The following is a 22,355-nucleotide window of genomic DNA, read 5'->3' as shown; positions in this document are numbered from 1 at the left end:
ATATGCACCTCATCGAGGATAATAAAAAAATCGCCGGTCACAATGCAGTCGGACATAAACAATGCCAGCGCCGACTACCGCTGACAGCGGACTCCAGGGAATAAATACCGACTTGGGGCAAGTACAGTAACAGCTCGAATAACGCCCGGTAACCTAACAGTTCTGATAGTAGGCAGATCGATGGGCCAGGCGTAAAACGAAGAAAACACGATTGATGCGACAGCGAAGTACCTGGCCATCATCCATACAGACTTGTCGCTTGTCGGAGTTCAAATGGTGGGTAAACAATCCGGGGTGTTGCTGCCTGTTGCGCAATTCAAGGAATCCCATGATTGCGAGGTGGACCTGTCGTTGATAGTGGGTACTGGTGCGACCGTGGTAGCGCCGCCTTACCAGGCGATGTCGGTCGGCGACAAGGTGAGGCTCAGACTGAAAAGATTTTTTGATGACGGTTTTCCGTGGGAGGACTATACCGGCGAAAAAGTCTTGGCCCGACCCGACATCGGGCGACCCGTGCAATGGACAGTGCCCCTCAGCGAGCTGCAAATCATTGAAGATGGCTCCGCGCTGATGAGCTACAGCATCGTCTACGCCAACCCGACAGTGCCCACCGAATCGCAGGAACAGGCGCTGCGTATCGTTACGCCACAGGCCCCGTTGTTGCCGGCACCTCGAGTCAAGGATTTTACCGGCGACATGCTGGACCCCGAGGCGTACCCCAATGGCCTGGTGTTGGTCATCGAGGTGTACCCCGGCATTCAGGTGGACGATGACGTGGTGTTGTACGCCTGGGGTGATCCACGGGCCGTGAAGACGGTGCGCGTCGATCAGTCAACGATCGATAGCCAGTTACTCGAACTCAGCGTTGACTATGACTGGCTGACGGCCAACAACGGCAAAACAGTGGAACTGATCTATCAGTCTGCCCGAGAGGGAAATGCCGGCACATCCATGCCGTTGTCACTGATGTTACGCAAGCCCCTGCATCTGCCACACCCCATTATCGATCGTGTGGTATGGGACGGCGAGGACGACGAATATCGAGGTTATCTCCTGGCCGCATCCCTCACGGGCGGAGTTGATATCGACGTCCCGGAAGAGGCGGTGATCGGTATCGACGACCAGGTTCAAATGCACTGGGAGGGCTATGGCAATACCGGCAGCCATATCGCTGATCCTACGGCTGGTAACCCGAGGCGTTTCAAAATTCCCCCGCGCGCTGTGCCGGCGAACATGGGCAAACGCCTGGACGTATTTTATAAAGTCACACCACCGGGAGAACAGCCGTATACATCCGGGGTTTTCGACCTGGAGATCAAGGACGTCGAGAGCGGATGGCCGGTTCTGCAGATCGACTCCCCGCCTTCTTCGGGAAATAAAATCTCCTTGGCTGCAGTAACGGAGGATGGTGGCGTGACCTTTCGCTTGGGGTCATGGACGTTCATGGTACCGGGCCAACGGGTGAAGATATCTGCCGATGGAGTTCTGCCTGGAGGCGGAAAAGAAGAGATAGAGCTGCGCGCAGGTGATGAGGAATTTGTCACCCCGGATGAATATAACGCAGGCAAGTTGTTCGCGACGCTGCCGCGTTCCTTTCTTGAAAGATTACAACTTGGTAACCAGTTCGATGTGTTCGTCATGACCAGTTTTGACGAGGGTTTTTCCTATAAAAGCTTTCCCTTGATATCCCCGCAGCTGATTGAATAGCGCGGCGGGTTGTTACTCAATTGAATGAGGACGGGATTATGTCAGGTAATTCGCTCGATTCGTTGCTCGTCTGGATGAAAGAGACTTCACGGTTGCTCGGCTGGGGGATGATTGTTGCCCTGGAACGGAACAAGGCGAATTTGTTGATGCGTCAGGAATATATACGTCGCTTCGACAGCGGAAGCTATTTACCCCCGATAAGGGGAGAGGTGCCGATTATCGACAATCAATGGATGGAACTTATCGATGACTTTGTTATGGATGTTCCGTTGCTGTCGTTCGAAAATGCCGACCTGAATGATTCCAAAGCCATGTTGTCCATGGCTGTCGTAGGCGGGAGCCAATTGACGTTAAAACGAGAGAGCGTCGGTTGGAAGGCGCAAAAAGTAGATGAGATCGATCCGCTGCAAGGGCCGAAGTTGTTTTTGGATTTACTGCTTAATCAGGTGCCGGGCGATGTGGATGACGACGGGCGCATCATACTGGATTTAAGCAAGAGCGATCAGTTCAGATTGACCTTTGGCCAAACGGCAGAAGAACAGCGATTGGGCGGAAACTTTTTCCGGGACTTATTCAACGAACTGCCCGCGGAACAACGTATTTGGCCGTTGGGCCGGATCGAGCGTGGAACCAGCGAACTGATGCGGCCGCAGTCATTTGCTCTGCGTACCCAGGCGAGCGGAATGGCGGCCCGGGACCCTCGCTCATCCGAGCACGGCAACGGCGCTATTCTGGCTCTTGTGCGTATGGAGGGTAGCGAGGAAGGTGACTACCCCGGAACGAATTTCAAATATTTGATTCCAGACGATGCTGGTAAGGACTACTCGGCTACAGTGTTATTTGACTGGAAACGATTATCGCCCATCCTGGGGTGGCAGCAAAAGCTGATTGACGCTGTGAAGCAATTATTTGGCACTGATGACCTGGAATATGTCTATAACGATAATCGGCTTGAATCAGTGACCGTAAAAAGTGGGAATATCAGTGTTGGTGCAGATGCCGAGTATGTGTATAACCTGGTGGCCATGGACAGGCCGGTCGTTGTGACTGTGAAGCGAAAAGTCTCCTCCGTTTATGCAAATGGCACTCAACCCTTTACATTGACTTTTGATCTGCGTGGGGCTTCCATGCGTTGGGAGTCGGAGTGTGTCGAAGATCTTAAGATGTACTACGATGGGGCTGGGCCTTTTGATATTGGGATGTCTGTACTCTACAAATTGGAGGCTGCATTTGAGTTGGTGGATGTCACCGACAGCAATGGCGCTATGGAGCCAGTCCTGAAACCTGTCGTTTTCGATCTGTCCGTAGAGCCATTACCTAAAGAACCAACTGGGCAGGGAAATGCTGCTCCTGGAGCGGGCAAAGATATTGCAGATCTACTGATCGCTCTGGTAGTCGTAATCTTGGTAAAGGCACTTGAAACGCTGCACTCAAGCGCAGGTATAGCCTTAGTCCGGGCTGCACTATACCTCCAGTTTCGTTTACAGATCTCGGTCAAACCTCTTATCGAATCCATTATCAAGATGAATTTCGGGCGGGCAATAGAACCCATCCATATCCGCTCGCCTAACGATATCGGTTACTTCGGTCGTATTGATCCCACCCGGACTTCTTTCGTCATCAGCCCGATGCAACCGCTGATGCCGCAGGGTGCAAGACAGCAGTTCAGTACCGCGCCTATTGTTAGCGGGGTGCTGTGGGCAGTGGAAAACCTGCTCAAAGGCGCTGACGACCCTGGGACCATCAGCACCGCCGGGATGTACCAAGCGCCCCCGGCTGCCTCGATCGAGGGGCGTTTCAAACGGGTGCGGATCACGGCGACCGACCCTGTTTCGGGCTACTACAGTTCAGCCCTGGTGACCGTATTGGTCAACGAACTGTCTGTCCATCCTTTGATCCAGATCTGCGACGTCGGCAGCAGCGTCGAGTTGGCCGCAGGCGCCCTGGGTGGCGGCGAACTGATCTGGTCGATCAAGAACCCTGTCGCCAACGAAAGTGGCGAGGTGCTGCCCAGCGATAAACCCGAGGGTGATCATACCTATCATCATGGCCCGGTTGTCCCGGATAGAACCTATGTCGTCGATGAAATAGAAGTCAAAAACACCCGGACCAACCAGACCCGATCCGTTCACGTCCTGGCGCTGCAAGGTACACCCGGCGCGACGGTCAAGATTGTCAGCACAGACCTCGCCCTGGGACAGGTCAAACTGGAGGGTATTGTGAATAACAAGCCCAAGGAGAAGGCTGTGTGGGAGCTTCCATTGGGTGGACCTGGTTCCATCGATTCAACGGGGTTGTACCAGGCCGACCCCGCGGCCACTGAACGATTCGTGCTGATTTTCACTGTGGTCGATGATCCGGATTGGGGCAAATTCGAAGGCCACCTGATCTTGCCACTGCCTTTGATTGAGCTCCCAGAGCTCCTTCAGGTTTGAACCATGAACGTGGTGATGCAGGAGCTGCTAAGTGCCGGTCGATAACTATTAACAACCAAGATGACTCGGCGCTCCTAACAGTTCTGATAGTGGTCAGGCCGATCAACAAGGCGTAAAACAAAGAAAACCTGATTGAAAAGTTAACGAGGTCGTGATTATGTCAACTAACTCTCTCGAGGCGTTGCTCGCCTGGATGAAAGATACTTCGCGACTGTTCGGTTGGGGGATGATTGTCGCCCTGGAACGGAACAAGGCGAATCTATTGATGCGCCAGGAATATATACGTCGGTTCGATAGTGGAAGCTATTTACCTCCGATCAGGGGCGAGGTGCCGATCATCGAAAATCGCTGGATGGAGTTCATCAATGACTTCGTGATGGATGTTCCGTTACTGTCCTTTGAAAATGCCGACCTGAATAATTCCAAGGCCATGCTCACCATGTCGGTAATAGGTGGCAGCCAATTAACGCTAAAAAAGGAAAGTGTTGGCTGGAAGGCTGAAAAAGTGGATGAAATAGATCCGCTGCAGGGGCCGAAATTATATCTGGACTTACTACTGAGTCAAGTGGGGGGGCAAGTCGATGTCGACGGTCGGGTTATCCTGGACCTGAAAAAAAGCGATAACTTTAGGCTGACCTTCGGTCAAACTCCGCACGAACAACGATTGGGCGGGGATTTCTTCAAGGATTTATTCAATCAATTACCTGACGATCAACGGATCTGGCCGCTGGGCAGGATCGAGCGCGGAACCAGCGAATCGATGCGTCCTCAGTCATTTGCTCTGCGCACCCAGGCGAGCGGAGCGGCTGCACGGGACCCAGGCTCATCCGAGCACGGCAACGGCGCTATCCTGGCCCTGGTGCGTATGGAGGGTAGCGAGGAAGGCGATCCCCTCGGTCCGAGTTTCAAATATTTGATTCCAGACGATGCTGATAAGGACTACTCGGCTACGGTGTTGTTCGACTGGATGCGTTTGTCACCTTTGTTGGGGTGGCAGCAGAAGTTGATCAATGCGGTGAAACGACTATTTACTACCGATGATCTGGAGTATGTGTATAACGGTAGTCAACTTCAGTCAGTAGTTGTAAGAAGCGGCGATATGGTTGTTGGTGGCGCTAGCGAGTACGAGCTGGGTGTGTCGTACGAGGGAGAAATTGTACCTGTAATCGTGCGTCGAGGAACTTCATTGGTTCCGGCAAGTGGTGATCATCCTTTTACATTGATTTTCGGTCCGCGTGGGGCTTCTATGCACTGGCGATCGGAAAGTGTTGATAATCTGAAGATGTATTACGTGATTGCGGAAGAAGAGGTTGGTCCTGTTGATTTGGGGGTGAAATTTTTATATAGCCTTGATGCAGAGTTTGCGTTGACTGATGTCGCAGGCATCGGTGGCGTTGTCGAGACGGTCATGAAGCCTATTGTATTTAACGTATTTATAACAAGAGCACCCGAAGACCCAGCTCGACAATCAAATTCCGCTTCCGGGCCGGAAAAAGGGATTGAAGATATAATTTTTGGGCTTGTTATCCGATTGATAATAGAGTGGGCCGAGGGTGTGCACAGGCTGATTGGCATAGCACTACTGCAGATTATGCTGCATCTACAAATTAATTTCAGAGTTGCAATAAAGCCCCTCATCAATAGCATCATCAAAATGAATTTCGGGATGCAATTGGAGCATGTCCAGATTCGTTCACCATACGACATAGGCTTCTTCGGTCGCGTTGATCCAACCCAGACTTCCTTCGTGATCAGCCCGATCCAGCCGCTGATGCCGCAGGATGATACCCAGCAATTCGTCACCACCCCTGTCATCAGCAGGGTGCGGTGGAACGTGGAAAATTTGGCTGAAGACGCCAGCGATCCGGGATCCATCAGCACCGATGGCTTATATCGTTCGCCACCGGCCTCCTCGATCGAAGGGCGTTTCAAACGAGTGCGGATCACCGCGACGGACCCGGCTTCGGGTTTCCGCAGTTCGGCCCTGGTAACCGTACTGATCAACGAATTGTCCGTCCACCCGTTGATCCAGATTTGCGACGTCGGCAGCAGCGTCGAATTGGCCGCAGGCGCCCTGGGTGGTGGCGAACTGATCTGGTCGATCAAGAATCCGGTCGCCAACGAAAGTGGCGAGGTGCTCCCCAGCGATAAACCCGAGGGCGATCACACCTACCATCATGGCCCGGAGGTTGCCAATAAAACCTACATAGTCGATGAAGTCGAAGTCAAAAACACCCGGACCAACCAGACCCGATCCGTTCACGTCCTGGCGCTGCAAGGTACACCCGGCGCGACGGTCAAGATTGTCAGCACAGACATTGCGCAGGGAACGGTCCAACTTCAAGCCATCGTCAATACAAACGTAATGCCGGACGCTGAGTGGAGCCTCCCTCTGGGGGGGCCTGGTTCAATCGATTCAATGGGGCTGTACCGGATGGCCCCGACAGCCACCGAACGATTCGTGCTGATTTTTGCGGTGGTGGATGGTGGGCCATTCGGCAAATTCGAAGGGCACCTGATCTTGCCACTGCCTCTGGTTGAGCTACCCCAATTGCTTCAGGTGCCGAGCCCATGAACATCGGTCATCAAGCAGCCGTCTCGATCCCCGTTATTCGCCCATATCCCTCTGGAGTCAATGTCATGGCCGGTAATTCGCTGGAAAGTCTGTTGGCGTGGATGAACGGCAGTTCCCAAATGCGAGGGTGGGACCTGATCGTTGCCCTGGAAGGACGCGAACTCAACCTTGGATTGCAGCAGGACTACATCACTCGGTTAAGTCAGGGCACGGACCTGGGCGCTATCACCGGCGCCATGGAGATTCCCGAGACCAACATTACTCATCACCTCACAGGTTTCAGATTGGCCGCGCCGGTGCAGTCCTTTGAACGCGCCAGTTTCCAGCACCCCAAGGCATCCTTGAGCCTAGCGGTGGTGGAGGGGACCCATATGATGGTGGAGACGGTCCAGGGCCGGAAGAAAATCACCAGCGTCTCCGCCTTCGATCCTGTGAATGGCTCGCAGTTGGCGCTGGACTTGGCATTGCGCGCAGATGCTCACGGCGTGAGGTGGGACCTGGCGGACAGCGAGGAGGTCTTGCTCAAATCGTTCAACACCCCGACGGAACAGCGTGAAGCCGGGCAGCTTTTCAAGGACTGGTTTCAGGGACTGGAGGCAGACCGGCGGGTCTATACCCTGGCCACCTTTCCCGAAGAGGGAAATCCGTTCATGTTCGCCAGTAGCGTCGATGTGCGGACCCAGGTTCGCGATGAACAGGCGTTGACTCCCGGAACCGAGGACGGCGCGGTGTTGCTGTTCGGGCGCATGGTCGATGGTCGCGCGGGGAGCTTCCCTGGCGATGACTCCGGCTTCAAGTACCTGATCCCCGACGATGATGCCCAGCAATCCTATTCGGCCACGGCGCTGTTTTCCTTACCGTTGATTCATCGCGCTGCGTACGGTCATGCACTCGTACAGTTACTCGAGGATGTTGATTTCCAGCGCTCCGAGGACCAGGACGGCGGGTTGGCCAGGATGGTGGCCCGGCGCGGCGCCCTGCAGGTGAGAGCAGGCACTTACAACACCCTTGATTATGAATTCGAGTCCGAGCCTTTCAGTTTTTCGGCGGCGGACGGGGCATTGCCACTGACCGTCGAGTTTGGCCAGGACGAGGTGGTACAACGCTGGCAGGGCGAGTTCTCACTGGCTTTCAGATACCGTCCTTCAGGCGGCACGGCCTGGCGTACGCAGACGGCAACCTTCACCATCAACCTGCACCATGAGTTCCGGTTGTCGGCGGATGAGTCCGGCGCATCGGCCATGGAAGGTCAGTTGTTCGTACCGTACACCGATACGCAAGAGGTGAGTCATGTCTCCGGACTTCCTGGGTCGATCGAGCCCGGGGAACTGGAGCAGATCAAGGACTTCGTCGCCAATACGGTGAAGAGGGCAATTCTTGAGCGGTTCTCTACCACCCTGACGACGACTTCGTCGCAAACTTTCCTGACCGGCATGGAGTTGATAGGCCGCAGCGTCGCGCAACCGACCCATGTCGCCTTGCCTTTCGATTTGGCAATGTTCGGTCGGATCAATGCCGCCGGCTCGTCGTTCTCCATCGTCGAGCAGCAACCCAGGGTCGCCGCCGGCAGACCTTTTCAATTGAGCACGACGCCTGAACATGCCGGCCTGCGCTGGTCGGTGGAGAATTTTTCCGGAAGCGCCAGCGATCCAGGTGAAATCGACGCCCAGACAGGCCTTTACCAAGCGCCACCCGCCCACGCGATCGCCGGTACCTATAACCGGGTACTGGTCGTGGTCTTGGATCCACTCACCAGTGAGCGAAGCATGACGGTGCTGACGGTCCTGGCGAACCCGATTACCGTCAACCCGCAAATTCAGATGTGTTATCACGGCCAGCGGGTCGAGTTGTCGGCCGGTCACCTGGAAGGGGGCGTGCTTGAGTGGGACATCAAGAATCCCGTTGAGGGTGAAAGCGGTACCGTGGTCGTCAGCGACAAGCCTGGTGGTGATCACGCGTATATCGCTGGCCCACAGGTGTCCACGAAAGCCTATGTGCTTGATGAAATCGAGGTAAGCCAGGGTACGCAGAGCCAATCTGCCTACGTTCTGGTTCTTCAGTCTGAGCCCGGAGCCATCGTACAGCTGGTAGACAATCCGGACTTGCCGGGTGGGCAGGTTCAATTGCAGGTTCTTGTCAACAATCAACGCCGGGATGGCGAGTGGTCGCTCCCGCTCGGTGGGCCGGGTTCGATCGATGCGTCGACGGGCCTGTACAGCGACAGCCCTGGAGCTAAAGAGCGATTCGTTTTGATTGCTGTCTCGGTGGACGGCGGTGACTTCGGTATTTTCGAAGGCCATATCATCCTGCCGCTGCCCCTTTCCGATTACCCGACCGTGCTACAGGCGCTGAGTCAATAGCGAACGGCCATAGTTTTATTGCTTTGCTTCTTAAGTGAGTCAGAGGGCAATATTATGTCTGTCAATTCGTTGGAAAGTCTGCTTAGGCGTATGCAGCAGGGTTCGGTGACCCAAGGCTGGGGCGCTGTCTCAATATTCAGTCGGGAACGCTTGAATCGTTTGTTGGAACAGCAATATATCGAACGTTTCAATGGGCTTGGCTTCCTCCCGCCTTTTGGTGGAAAAGTCTTTCTGGATGAACTTCAAAGCCGTTATGTCGAGTTGGAGAGTATTACGCTGGGCCAACCGCGGTTGTCGTTCAACACCGCGTCGCTGACCAATTCCACAGCGGTCGTGACGATGAATATTTTAAGCGGTCGCTATACCGCTTCTCGTCAAGCTGCTGGTGCGTCGAAGACGCTTTCGTCGATATTCAATATCACGGAGGCACAGGGTTACACGCTCGAAATGGATATTGACTTGTCCATGGTCGTTGGTGAAATCGACAAGCAAGGCAAGGTGAAATTGAACTTGTCTGAAGGGGTAAATTTTCGCTGTAATCTCAGTGAAGATGAGTCAACGAATACATACCTATCGGGTTTCTTCAAACAAAGTTTCGAGGAGTTGCCCGCGCATCGAAGTGTCTTTCAGTTGGGGATGCTTGAACTTAAAGGCTACAGTTATTTGACCCCGACATCCTTTCGCATTCTTACCCAGGCGGCTCCGGGCGCGAAGATCCGAGGAGCGTTGAACTTCGGTGAGGGCGGGGTGGTGATTTTCATTCGGCTGCGGGGCAATACGGCCGACGGCAACTTTCCTCCGACGGGCGACTTTCCCTATCTGCTCCCCGATGATCAGGAGCCCGATGGCAGTGATCGCTATACCGCTGCGCTGGTTCTTTCCCAAGCGATGATTCCGCACATCGAAGACAACCAGCTGGACGTGCTCAATAACCTGCTGTTTCCCGGCGACAATATTTTCGTAGAGCGCGAGCGACATGTGCCGGCCGACCTGGCGGTGTTCGGCAACATCGCTGCGAAACGCACCCGCATTAGCTTGGAACCTGCTTTCCAGACCATCCAGGCCGGAGGCAGCCAGCGCTTCCGGTTGCTGGACTGGAACGGGAGCGAGATTCAGGCCAAGAAGTGGGAAGCGGTCAGTCTGCAGAGCCATCGCGCTGCAGGGCATGGCTCGATCGCGGCCGGGCTTTATACCGCAGCCTCCAGAAGCGTTATCGGACATGATTCCCTGCATGTGGTCGTCACCGCCGAGTATCTCGCTGGGGGCGTTACCTATACCGCATCGGCCTTGCTTCTGGTGGTGTATGACAGCGTGACGGTGGCGCCGCGAAGCGCGGTTTATCCGGTCAGGACGCAATCGCAATCCATTGTGCTGAAGGCCTCTACGGCGGACGCCACGAGCGTGACGTGGGCTCCGCTGTCTCCTGAATACGGGACGCTCAGCCAGCAAGGTAACCAGGCAACGTTCACACCGGATGCCCGGTCCAGAGCCAAAGGCCTGGCTGTTCAACAGATTGAAGTGACAGGTCCTGAGGCACGGCGCGTATCCCTGGTGCTGGTGAATGCACAGCAACAACTGCGGATCGATCCTGCTTATGTCCCGGCGGTACGAAAATCCGTAGAGATACAACTGAGGGATGACGCTACGCTGCTGCCCGGCCTCCCCCGGCGTTGGAAAGTCATCAGTGGCGCCGGCGCCGTCAGTGCCACGGGACGTTTCACCGCATTGGCGCAGGGCCTGGCGTCCAGCAGCGTCGTACAATGCGAAATAGTCAGCAACGGCGTGGTTTTGTCCAGTGGTTACAGCGTCGTTGAGCTTTCTGAACTTGAGCCCGAGCCCAGCTGGAAATCGCTTTCACAATTTACCGTGAAAGTGGCTGGCGGGCTCGAAGGGGGGCGATTGGGTTCGTTGTATGCCAATGGCTACCAGCAGCTCGCGGCCCAGATAGTGATCGAGACCGCCCCCGTCGATCAGGTCGAGTACCCGTTGAGCGTCACCGAGAAGGCCAGCCTGAGGTTGGTGGATGACGACACGAAGGATGAAATAGAACCTGTTGAAGAGCCGCTCGAAGGTATTCCGGCATGGGATGGTGAGACATGGCGCAGTCGCTTGTATCAAAATCGTTTTGAACTGGCCTCACCCAGAGCTGCTGCGCCAGACAGCTCGCGCGGTAGCGTCAGCAATCAGGATATCTATCTCCACACCCGAGCAAGCGCTAATTCGGTAAGGAAGTTTCATGCGACGTTCCAGGCGGACAGCGACCAGAAGTGGTGGAAGTCGACCGATTTCACCGATAACAACAAAACAATCGAGGTTACCGCCCTGGGCATCCCCTCGTTCGTACCGGATGACTACGATTTCGCCAGGGCCAGGGTTGATGGTGGGTCCCATGCCCCGGGGGATCCGGAAGAGGATGATTTTGACTTTCATTTGCGTACTGTCGATTACTGGACGTTACGATACAAGGGCGCGCTTGGAGCGATCCCGGGGACTGCGTTTGAAACGCTGGAGTTTGTTTCCGTCGACGGAAGCGATATTTATCTAGCTCCCCAGACCTCGACCATTCGTTGGGAAAGCGAGCAACTGGCTGAGACAATGTTCAGTTGGACGGGCTATATCTTCAAGGATCCGTTAAAAGATGAACGCGTTGAAAAGGTTAAATTTGACAATGTCTTAAAGGATGTTGTAAAGAGCGAAAGTCTTGATATTGACGTTAATCAGAGCAAGTTTGAGCAAGGCACATTGGTCATTACATTGCATCGCTCTGATCGCATCCCGTATATCCCCAGGGGAAATATGTCACGTGACAAACTGTCTCGTGACCTGGCGGTGCTATTGATAGACCGGCGAGGCAATCCACACTGGCGACGAATTGCCTTCCTCCCGCCAAGCATCGTAGGGGATCGCAACTATTTGGAAAACTCGTTGTTCACGCCTGAAGCTATTGCGGACAGATAATAAATGTTTACGCCCGGTTGAAAAAAAACACGGGCGTATCCAGACGTTGCCAGACCTAAGGTATTGACGGCGATGCCCTGTCGTGGGCTAGGCGTTATTTAAATAGATGAGGACTTGAAAAATGGCCGCCTCGAATTCCGTACATTCCAATGCTTTCAACTTCATGAGCTTTATGGAGGGCGGTGTCGATCCACGCACCGGGCAATATACATTTGCAATCAGCTTGCCCGACATCAAAGCCAATTTTTTGCGCGGGCCGGATGTTCCGCTGAACTTGATATATAACCCGCTCAATACCAGAGACAGCGGTTATGGTCATGGCTGGAATCTGCAATTATCCCAATACACGCCCGCCAGCCAGATTCTGTCCCTGAGCACAGGGGAAACCTTCAAGGTCACCGGCAGCGACACCGTCAGTGGTCAGCTGGTGATGAAGGAAAAAAAACTCGACAGTTTTCACTTCTACCAAGATGACGACAGGCATTACCGGGTCGTGCACAAGTCCGGCCTGGTGGAAATACTGGAAGTGCTGGGCAGTTCTCAGGCTGAGGTGGCCCTGCCTGTTGAGATGCGTTCAGCCACGGGGCATGCGGTCACGCTCGGCTATACCCCGTTCAGTGGCACCGACCAGATACTGGCATGGGTCAAGGATGACGCCAACCAGACTCTGCTGACGGTCGAGCGCCAGAGTACGTCCCTCGAGGTGCTGCTACAGCCATTCGCCGGCCCCGACGGTGGCCCATTGGCGCGTTTTGCCATGACCTTGGAAGGCTCTGACAAATACGTCAGTCGCATCACCCTGCCGACCGAGAACGAAGCATCCTGGCGTTTTGGCTACAACCGCATCCGCGATCATGTGTGCATTACCCGGGTAGAGACCCCTACCGGCGGGCTGGAAGAAATATTCTATCAAGACAACGGTCATCAATTCCCCGATAACAGCGGCCGTACGTCGTTGCCTCGGGTGACCCGGCACCTTACCGAGCCGGGATTCGGCCAGCCTCCGGTCGATGTTCGCTACACCTATCAACTGCCTGACAGTGACATCGAAACGAATTTTCTGGGTGGCGGCTTGCGTCTGTCCTGGGACAACGACGGTCTCGACAACCTCTACAAGCACATCGGCGCCTACGAATACGGTTGCATCGAAACCCACTGGGTCCCTGATGACTCGGGACCGGAGCCGCGGCAGGCACGGAAGATTGAACGTCGGTTCAATCAATTTCATTTGCTGACCCACGAAACGACCACCCAGAACAATAACGTCCAGACGGTTGAAACCACGTACTACGTTGACCCGGATGTCGAGTTCGACGGGCAAGTCCAGTATTGCCAATTGCCGAAGACGGTGAGAACCAGTTGGTCGTTAGTCAACAATCCGAACCGCCGGCGCAGCGAAGTCGTCAGCAATACGTATGACATATACGGCAACCTTCGGGTGCAGGCCTTGGCCAATGGTGTTATCGAAACCAGTACCTGGTATCCCTCCACAGAAAGCGATGGGTGTCCGGCCGATCCCGAGGGCTTCGTGCGTAACCTGAAGGAGAAAAACGTCAACCCGGCTCCCTCGTCCGATGGCCAGGCCCCGACGCTGGCCACCCGCTATCGCTACAAGGCATTGTCTGAAGTAGGGGAATCTTCTCTCAAGAAATGGCTCGCCATCGAGAGCCAGACGCTGGTGCAGCTTGGAAGCACTGAAGCCGAGCTGGAGAGGACACTTTTCGAGCATTTCGATGACCGGACCGATGCGTTCCTCCATGGGCGTGTTTCGGGCCAGACGGTGACCTTGGGTGGCAAGGAGACTGTCACCGAATTTGCCTACAGCACCCTCGATAGCCCGCTGTTCAAGGAAAGCGTGCTGCAAACGGTTGAAACCCTGATGGGTTTTGATCACGAGCAAGAGGACAGGAATGTGCAGAAAGTCGTCACGTTGTGGCATTCGGTGCTCAACGGCGAGCCACTGCTCAACCGCGATGACAACAATGTGGAAATCCACTACGCCTATGACGCGCTCAGACGCGTGACCCGTGAAACCGTAGCGCCCGGCACCGCTTTCGCGGCGTTTCGCAGCTATGAGTATTTTCTGTGTGCCAATGCGGGGGAACAGGCCGAACAACGGCTGTATGACGTCAAACGGGTGAAAACCTGTACGAAGTTCGATGGGCTCAATCGAGCCATCTATGAAGAACGGGACGATGCGGATAATCCCAGCCGCGCCAGTACACCACGTCAGGTCTACGCCGCTGAGTACGATGCATTGGGTAATCTGATCAAGGATGTCGAGTACGACTGGCTGGGTGAGGACGTACGGATCCTGGCAACGGAATATGAGTACGACGACTGGGGCGCACAATACTGTGTCACCGGTCCGGATGGCGTGAAGACCTTCGAGCAGACCGACCCGATCGGTACGTCCGAGTCGCAAGGGCCGATCCAGCGCAGCTGGCGCGAAGGCCTCGTACCCGTCCCGAAAGTCAGTGGCGTCACCGAGACATGGCTCAACCTCTTCGAGAAACCCACCCGCACCGAACGGCGCGATTTGTCCGATCAACCCATCAGCCTGCATCGATATTTTTATGACGGGCTGGGGCGGACCGCAAAAGAGGTTGTCGGATTCCCGGATTTCGAACGTGTCACGCTCTATACCTACGACGCTTTCGACCGGCTCACGGAAAACACCCTGCCGGACACCGCCGTGGTTCGGCGCAGTTATGCTGAACACAGCCGCGAGGACCTGCCTACTTTAATCAGCGTCAATGAAATTGAGCTCGGGACCCAGGTATTCGATGGTCTAGACCGGATGATCCAGTCGACGACTGGCGGTCGTGAGCAGGTTTTCACTTACGAACCCGGGCAAACGCAGCCCCATACGGTCACCACGCCCAGTGGCAAGGTCATCGAGTACGAGTATCAACCCGAGCTGGGCACCGAACCTCTGCGACGCAACCTGGCGGGCAGTATTGCCGCCGACTATGAATATGACCGGGAGAACGCACGCTTGACCAGTTGCCAGGAACAAGGCTTGCAGCTCACTCGTGAGTATTACAGTACCGGAGAGCCGAAAACTGAGAAACGAAGCGTAGAAGGCCGCGAATACACCATGCATTACCGTTACAGCCGACTCGGTCGTTTGCTTGGCTACACCGATGTCCTGGGTCAGGAGCAGAGTTATCGCTATGACGACCAGGGGCGGCTGGAGTACACCGAACTGGGCACTACTGCGTCGACATTTACCTACGACGCGTTGGGCCAGACCGCCACTATCCACACTCACGACAGCCTCAGTGGACAGAGCGTCGGCATCACCCTGCAGTACGACGAGTTCGGTCGTGAAACCTTGCGCACCTTTGATCTCGATGGCGTCGAACAGCAACTGAGCCAGGTCTACAACGATGTTGATGGCCTGAAACAGCGGACCTTGACTCAGGGGGCTGTCGTGCTGCGGGACGAAAACTACACCTATGATCTGCGTGGGCGTCTGATTGACTACACGTGTACCGGCACCCAGCCGCCCGTTGATCCGTATAGCAAACCCATCGACCGCCAGATGTTCCAGTTCGACGCGTTGGATAACCTCAAGCTGGTGCTGACCTACTTTACCGGCGGATTCAACCGGGCGATTTATAAATACCAGGATTTGCCCGATCCTACGCAACTGCGCGAAGTCACCAACACTCATGAGGATTATCCTGAGATCATTGAATTGGAATACAACCTGGACGGTCACCTTATCCGCGACGAAGAGAGTCGTACGCTGGAGTACGACCCTCTCGGACGGCTGATTTCCGTCAGCGGCCAATCGGGCGAACCCCCTGCTGGCTACAGCTACGATCCGTTGGATACGTTGACCGGCCTGGACGATGGAAGCGGGCAAGAGCAGCGCTTCTATCAGGACGGAGAACTGACGAACCAGATCAAGGGCGCCAATAGCAGCACATTCCTGCGTGCAGATAACGTGGTGCTCGCCGAGCATCAGGCTGGTGCTGACCCAAAGTCGTTATTGCTGGCCGGGGATAACAAGAACACCGTGCTCTGCGAAATTGGGCAGGATGCCGCCCAGGCGGTGGCTTACACACCGTACGGCCATCGCGCTGAAGAGGCTGCGGTCGGCAGCCACTTGGGCTACAACGGTGAACGGCGGGAGACGCAAACCGGTTGGTATTTGTTGGGAAAAGGCTATCGGGCGTTCAATCCGTCGTTGATGAGGTTTCATAGTCCGGACAGTTGGAGTCCGTTTGGGGAGGGGGGGATGAATGCCTATGCTTATTGTCTGGGGAACCCGGTTAATCTGAGCGACCCGAATGGGCATGGGCCAGTTTTGGGTTTTATTAGATATATTGGAAGAAAGCTGGGGATTCGGACGGCGCCAAAAGTTCCCAAGCCGGCCACAGTTTCCGAGCAGACTAAGCAAGTTTTCGATGAAATGACCGCAGCGGTCGAAACTCGAAATTTTTCCGAAATCAATGAATCTGGCGACTTTGACTATGGACTATTTGAACGTCCATCCCAATCAAGCCAGAGTGCCCTACCGGGGCCTGCAATGCGACAGAAGGCCAGCATTGAACCACACCGAGATAGGCGCCCAAAATCAGCCATAAAGCCCGCCCCTCGTCTAGTAAAATCACGTCCATTGAGTCGTCCGGTGAGTCAGTCTGTAAAAACACTTGCTCATGAAGAAGAGTACTTCTTACCGAAAAGGGCGACGGAGCTTTTAAATGAAAGGGACCAGGTCGAGAGGCGGTATCATCGCTCGGATGATCAGGGGGAGTACGAAATGGAGCTGACCCGAATTGATCGCGAGCTGGAAAGAATCAGAAGGAGAGTGTAATAGTTGTTTTTCGCGAGTTGTGCGGTCCCACTAGCCCGAGCAAACTCAACCAGCCCACCGTCATGACCAAGCCTAACTTGTCCATGGCGGTGCATTTTTGTCGGCTGATGTGTCGTTGCAGTTGAGCTGAGCGGTAATCTATCTATCGGAAATCCATCGAGAGAATCAATCAACACTCTGCCGATGTGAGGGGGGATTCAAGGGCTCAGATCAACCCCTGCTCACGCGCAATTTTCCCCGCGAGATGACGCGAACTGACGCCGAATTTTCGGCGGATGTTGTTGAAGTGGTAATTGACGTTGGCCTCGCTGCAATCGACGATCACGGCGATTTCCCAAGACGATTTGCCGGCCTCGCTCCATTGCAGAAATTCTTTTTCCCGGTTGGTCAGTCGGATGGACGGAGGTTGTTTGTTCTCGAGCTGGTTAAAGCGAGCCTGGTAGGGCGATGGATGTCCAGGAACGACGGTGCTGTGATACATGGAAATCTCCCATTCATCATCATTGATGGCGTAGGGGCGGCGGAATCTTCCTACTGCGTGATGGCATGGTTCACACGGCCCTTCTTCAGACCCTATGGGGCCGGAGGCACGGGTTCGTTATATCTCGATTCAGGCTGCCTGAAACCTGTCAGACATTACAGGTGCGTGGACTCTAATGAGGGATGATCGAAAAGGCTGTCAGATAAAGCGCTTGATATTGTAGGAATTTTCACGGTTTGTGTGGCGAGGGGATTTATCCCCGCTGGGCTGGGCTGCAGCCCCATGTAGTCCACTTTGATACATCAAGATGTCCGATTTCAGGGCCGCTTCGCGACCCGGCGGGGCGGTGCGACGTTTTGCTAAATTCCCTCACCACAAGATTTGTGAGGGGCGAATTCCTTGATTTAAATTTGCATTCCACCAATCCCGGGTATATACACGCACCCATGCTTCCTTCCCAATGCTTGTGCATCAACCTGCGTCGCGCCGCCCGTGGCGTCAGCAGGCATTACGACGGCGCTCTCGATGGCTTCGGGATCAACGTCGCCCAGTATTCTTTGCTGAACAACCTGGTGCGCCTGGACCAGCCGAGTATTTCTTCCCTGGCCGAGGCCATGGGCCTGGACCGCAGCACCCTGGGGCGAAACCTGCGGGTGCTGGAAGGCGAGGGCCTGGTGAGGCTGGCCGAGGGTGAGGACCTGCGTAACCGCATCGTCGAGCTGACCGAAGCCGGGCATGCCCGGTTGGCGGCAGCGCTGCCGGCCTGGGAAGCGGCGCAACAACGGTTGATCGATAAGCTGGGCGCCGAGAAGCGCACGGCGTTGCTGGCCTTGCTGGACGAGCTGGCTTGAAGCCGTCTCGTTCGAACACAAGCGGGTATATACCCGCGAGCGGAGAATAAGAATGACATCGATGTGGCGTACCTGTGGTTGGGTCCTGGTGGGCAGCGCGCTGATTCTGGCGTTGTCACTGGGCGTGCGGCACGGCTTCGGCTTGTTCCTGGCGCCCATGAGCGCCGAGTTCGGCTGGGGGCGTGAGGTGTTCGCCTTCGCCATTGCCTTGCAGAACCTGATCTGGGGCCTGGCTCAGCCCTTTACCGGCGCGCTGGCGGATCGCTTCGGCGCGGCGAAGGTGGTGCTGGTCGGTGGCGTTCTCTATGCCGTCGGCCTGATGTTCATGGGCATGGCCGACTCGCCATGGTCCTTGTCGTTGAGCGCGGGGCTCTTGATAGGTATCGGTCTGTCGGGCACGTCCTTCTCGGTGATTCTGGGGGTGGTCGGGCGCGCCGTGCCGCCGGAAAAACGCAGCATGGGCATGGGGATCGCCAGTGCCGCCGGTTCCTTCGGCCAGTTTGCCATGCTGCCAGGTACGCTGGGGTTGATCGGCTGGCTCGGTTGGTCGGCAGCGTTGTTGGCGCTGGGGCTCCTGGTGGCGTTGATCGTGCCGCTGGTGAGCATGCTCAAGGACGCGCCGTTGACGGTGTCCGGCCCTGAGCAGACCCTGTCCGAAGCGTTGCGCGAGGCGTGCAGCCATTCGGGGTTCTGGCTGCTGGCCCTGGGGTTTTTCGTCTGTGGTTTCCAAGTGGTGTTCATCGGCGTGCATTTGCCGGCCTACCTGGTGGATCAGCACTTGGCCGCCAGTGTCGGTACGACAGTGCTGGCCCTGGTTGGCTTGTTCAACATCTTCGGCACCTACACCGCTGGCTGGCTGGGCGGACGCATGTCCAAGCCACGCCTGTTGACCGGGTTGTATCTATTGCGAGCCGTGGTGATCGGACTGTTCCTGTGGCTGCCGGTGACCACCACGACGGCGTACCTGTTTGGCATCGCGATGGGCTTGCTGTGGCTGTCGACGGTGCCATTGACCAACGGCACCGTCGCCACCCTGTTTGGTGTCCGAAATCTCTCGATGTTGGGTGGGATCGTGTTCCTGTTCCACCAGTTGGGCTCGTTCCTCGGTGGTTGGTTGGGCGGGGTGGTGTACGACCGCACCGGCAGCTACGACTTGATCTGGCAAGTATCGATTCTGCTCAGCCTGCTGGCGGCGGCGTTGAACTGGCCGGTGCGTGAGCGGCCGGTGGCGCGCCTGCAAGTCCAGGTCGGTGCGGCATGAGTCGCATCGGCCCGTGGTTGATCGCTGTCGGTGCCGGTCTGCTGCTGGCGTTCGCCTGGTGGGGCTGGCATCAGGGCGGGTTGGCCTTGATGCAACTGGGCATGGGCACGTGCTGAACAATGGACGGCATCGGGCGCTGCGAGTAACGTCGTGGTTTGACAGGCTTCTAAGGAAAACCGACATGTTGATGCGCTGGTTTGCTGTCCCCGCCCTGTTGCTGGCTGCGACCGGGCAAGTCTGGGCCGCCGGTTGCCCGCCCTTGCTGGAGGGCTCGTTGCCGAAGCTGCGGGCCAAGGAAACCATCGACCTGTGCCAACGCTTCGCCGGCAAGCCCCTTGTGGTGGTCAACACCGCCAGCTTCTGCGGCTTCGCCCCACAGTTCAAAGGCCTCGAGGCGTTGAATCAACGCTACAAGGACCAAGGGCTGCAAGTGCTGGGTGTGCCATCCAATGACTTCAAGCAGGAGTCCAAGGACGGCGCCGAAACGGCCAAGGTCTGCTACGTCAATTACGGTGTGACCTTCACCATGACCGAGCCGCAGCCGGTGCGTGGTGCGGATGCGATACCGTTGTTCCGGCACTTGGCTGAACAGTCCGGCGCGCCGAAATGGAATTTCTACAAGTACGTCGTCGACCGCCAGGGCAAGGTCGTCGCCAGTTTTTCCAGCCGGATCAAGCCCGACGATCCCGACTTCATCAAGGCCGTGGAAGCCGCCATCGCCTCCAAACCCTGATCGCCAGCCACGAAAAAGCCCCGTCTCCTTGCAGAGTGCGGGGCTTTTTTTCGTTTCAGGTGGCGAAGGGTCAGCTTCGCTTTGAACCATCAGAAGCGGTAGGTTGCACCGACACCGAAACCGTTGGCGCTGTTTTCGTATTCAGCGTTGTAGGACTGGCCCAGGGCGTTGCTGCCGCCGACTTTGACTTTTTCTTCCTTGAGGTAGGAATACGCCACGTCGATGGTCAGGTCGTCAGTTGGGCTCCAGCCGGCACCCAGGCTGAAGATGGTCCGGTCGCCGGTTGGGATGCGTGGGGAGCGGTCCTGGTTGTTGGTCGGCGACTGGTCGAACGTCAGGCCGGTGCGCAATACCCACTGTTTGTTCAACTGGTAGGAGGTACCGATGGCGTAGGCCCAGGTGTCGTGCCAGTTCTGTTCCTCGGTGATGGTGCCGAGAGCAGGGTTCAACAAACCACCGCCACTGCTGGTGCCTTCGTTCTCCACGGTGATTTCCTTCAGGCGGCTCCAACGGGTCCAGGTGCTGCCGGCGTAGACGGTCCAGGCATCGTTGATTTGCTGGGTGACCGAAAAATCCACCGACTCAGGGGTGGTGATGTCCAGCGAAGCGTCGTAGCGACCGTCGGTCAGAAAAAAGGCCGGTGTACCGGCACCTGGGTTCACGTCAGTGTGGCCTTCAAGCTTGTACTTGACCTTGGAATGATAGGTCAGGCCGACACGAGTGGTGTCGGTTGCCTGGACCAGCACGCCGAAGTTGTAGCCGTAGCCAATGTCATCACCCTTGATCTTCACGCCGGCTTCAGGCAGGCCTGTGACGCCCAGTTGCGACTCCAGGGAGCCGGAAATACGGTTGATGGTCGGGCCGAAGCCGATCGATACCTTGTCATTGAAGGCGTAGCTGACGGTAGGCTGGAATGTGACGACCTTCACTTCGCTCTTGCTGCCGAAACTACGGCCCTGGAAGCCATTTTCGTAATCGGTGATCAACCCAAAAGGCGCATACACGCCCAGGCCGAACGCCCATTGATCGTCGATGGGCTTGACGTAATAACCCATCGGGACGCCGGTGAGCGGGACCATGTCGCCTTTGTTGGTACCGGACTGGGTGCCGCTGGCATCGTCGATATCGGTGGAGGCATCAATGGCGGCGAAGCCACCGGTGACCTGCTGGCGCTTGAGGCGGGACATGCCGGCAGGGTTGCCAAACACGGTGCTGGCGTCATCGGCAGAGGAAGAACGTCCTGCGAAACCAGTGCCCATGCCACTGATGCTTTGTTCGTTCAAGGCAAACCCACTGGCGAAAAGTTGTGTGGATGCCAAGGTAACGGCAAGGCCAAGGGTGGTTTTGAGCATCATTTTTTTCATTGTTAGAACTCCTGGTGATCACCGGGGCGAAAATTACCAACATTTTCGTTCAAGCGCTATAGCCTGTATGGCTTGATTTAGAGCGGTTTTGTAGGACAATCCGACCAGATTCGCGACCATTGTAAGAACTTTCCGAATTCCTCGTCAGCAAGCGACCTGATTCAGCGGAGCAACACAGCGTTGCCAGGCGCAGGTGAAATCTCGCAGGCGCCCTTGGGGATAAAACGTCTGGCGCCAGATACGGGCCATGCCCAGCAGGTCACCAGCGTCGGGAAGCGAGGTGTTCTGTTCCTCCACCAACAACCAGGCGATGGCGGTGGCATAGCGCAGGTTGACGGTCAATTCCAGGTGCGGGCCGCTGAGAAAGGCATGCTGGCTGGCCAGGCCGCGCACCAGGCTGGCCCGCTCCGGGTCTCGTGCCAGGTAGTGGTCCCAGAGTGCCTGGTGTCGGGGTTCGGTGATGCGATACAGGCCATGCCCGCGCCGATCATGCAGGGCTGAACCCAGGGCGGACTGGCTGGCGGCAATGCCCAGCAACAAGGATTCCGCCGTTGCGCTGTGACGCTCAAGGTAGAGGAGCGTCGGGCGGATCACATATCGACACAGTTCGCTGGCAGCGATACCCATAAAACCCTCGAAGTGTGAGAGGGGCGGAGCCTGAAGTGTGTGGGCTTGGCAGCGGTGGATCGGTCCAGGCCCCGCCGGAAGCGGATCATGCCGCTTGACTTGAAGTGTAGTGTCATATTTCCGCTGTAAAGGACTGTTTTTAAAACATCTTCAGCGAACGGTTATAACTGTTATA

The 22,355-nt window shown here is 56.1% G+C and carries 12 protein-coding genes; 9 read left to right on the top strand and 3 right to left on the bottom strand.

From position 1 onward, the window contains the following. Positions 1–273: 273 nt before the first annotated feature. From ACMTA2_RS24890 to ACMTA2_RS24865, 6 genes are all read left to right on the top strand, one after another. The gene (locus ACMTA2_RS24890) at positions 274–1,707 is read left to right on the top strand and encodes a hypothetical protein (RefSeq protein ID WP_413792193.1); all 1,434 of its coding nucleotides are present in this window, start codon (positions 274–276) and stop codon (positions 1,705–1,707) included. A 38-nt stretch (positions 1,708–1,745) separates the two neighbouring features. After that, a complete protein-coding gene (locus tag ACMTA2_RS24885; protein WP_413792192.1) occupies positions 1,746–4,142 on the top strand; it encodes a hypothetical protein in 2,397 nt (798 codons plus the stop codon). Positions 4,143–4,299: 157 nt separating this feature from the next. Further along, entirely contained in the window at positions 4,300–6,717 is a 2,418-nt protein-coding gene (locus ACMTA2_RS24880; RefSeq protein ID WP_413792191.1) for a hypothetical protein, read from the top strand. Continuing rightward, on the top strand, positions 6,714–9,077 hold the full coding sequence (locus ACMTA2_RS24875; protein WP_413792190.1) for a hypothetical protein: 2,364 nt from the start codon (positions 6,714–6,716) through the stop codon (positions 9,075–9,077). The genes ACMTA2_RS24880 and ACMTA2_RS24875 overlap by 4 nt, the downstream gene beginning before the upstream one ends. Before the next feature lie 54 nt (positions 9,078–9,131). Next, positions 9,132–12,035: a hypothetical protein gene (locus tag ACMTA2_RS24870; RefSeq protein WP_413792189.1), complete on the top strand. Its 2,904-nt coding sequence runs from the start codon at positions 9,132–9,134 to the stop codon at positions 12,033–12,035. 121 nt (positions 12,036–12,156) lie between these two features. Next, on the top strand, positions 12,157–16,863 hold the full coding sequence (locus tag ACMTA2_RS24865) for an RHS repeat-associated core domain-containing protein (protein ID WP_413792188.1): 4,707 nt from the start codon (positions 12,157–12,159) through the stop codon (positions 16,861–16,863). Positions 16,864–17,068: 205 nt separating this feature from the next. Here the strand turns inward: ACMTA2_RS24865 and ACMTA2_RS24860 are convergent, their stop codons facing one another. Further along, the gene (locus ACMTA2_RS24860; protein ID WP_413792187.1) at positions 17,069–17,344 is read right to left on the bottom strand and encodes a helix-turn-helix transcriptional regulator; all 276 of its coding nucleotides are present in this window, start codon (positions 17,342–17,344) and stop codon (positions 17,069–17,071) included. Between the two features lie 446 nt (positions 17,345–17,790). Here ACMTA2_RS24860 and ACMTA2_RS24855 point away from each other — a divergent pair, with 446 nt between their 5' ends. The 3 genes from ACMTA2_RS24855 to ACMTA2_RS24845 all read left to right on the top strand — a co-directional run bounded on the left by ACMTA2_RS24855 (position 17,791) and on the right by ACMTA2_RS24845 (position 20,189). Beyond that, positions 17,791–18,195 carry a MarR family winged helix-turn-helix transcriptional regulator gene (locus ACMTA2_RS24855; RefSeq protein WP_413792186.1) on the top strand — a complete coding sequence of 135 codons (405 nt, stop codon included), beginning with the start codon at positions 17,791–17,793 and terminating at the stop codon, positions 18,193–18,195. Between the two features lie 52 nt (positions 18,196–18,247). After that, positions 18,248–19,456, top strand: a complete 1,209-nt coding sequence (locus ACMTA2_RS24850; protein ID WP_413792185.1) for an MFS transporter — start codon at positions 18,248–18,250, stop codon at positions 19,454–19,456. A 181-nt stretch (positions 19,457–19,637) separates the two neighbouring features. Further along, the gene (locus ACMTA2_RS24845) at positions 19,638–20,189 is read left to right on the top strand and encodes a glutathione peroxidase (protein WP_413792184.1); all 552 of its coding nucleotides are present in this window, start codon (positions 19,638–19,640) and stop codon (positions 20,187–20,189) included. Positions 20,190–20,278: 89 nt separating this feature from the next. Here ACMTA2_RS24845 and ACMTA2_RS24840 read toward each other — a convergent pair whose 3' ends face one another. Beyond that, complete coding sequence (locus tag ACMTA2_RS24840; RefSeq protein WP_413792183.1) at positions 20,279–21,553, bottom strand: OmpP1/FadL family transporter; 1,275 nt, start codon at positions 21,551–21,553, stop codon at positions 20,279–20,281. A 144-nt stretch (positions 21,554–21,697) separates the two neighbouring features. Beyond that, the gene (locus ACMTA2_RS24835; RefSeq protein WP_413792182.1) at positions 21,698–22,180 is read right to left on the bottom strand and encodes a hypothetical protein; all 483 of its coding nucleotides are present in this window, start codon (positions 22,178–22,180) and stop codon (positions 21,698–21,700) included. Positions 22,181–22,355 lie beyond the last annotated feature (175 nt).

This window comes from Pseudomonas medicaginis, from assembly GCF_965119365.1.
GTDB lineage: Bacteria > Pseudomonadota > Gammaproteobacteria > Pseudomonadales > Pseudomonadaceae > Aquipseudomonas.
Note: the sequence above shows the minus strand (reverse complement) of the source record. Positions and strands in the feature narration are given on the sequence as shown.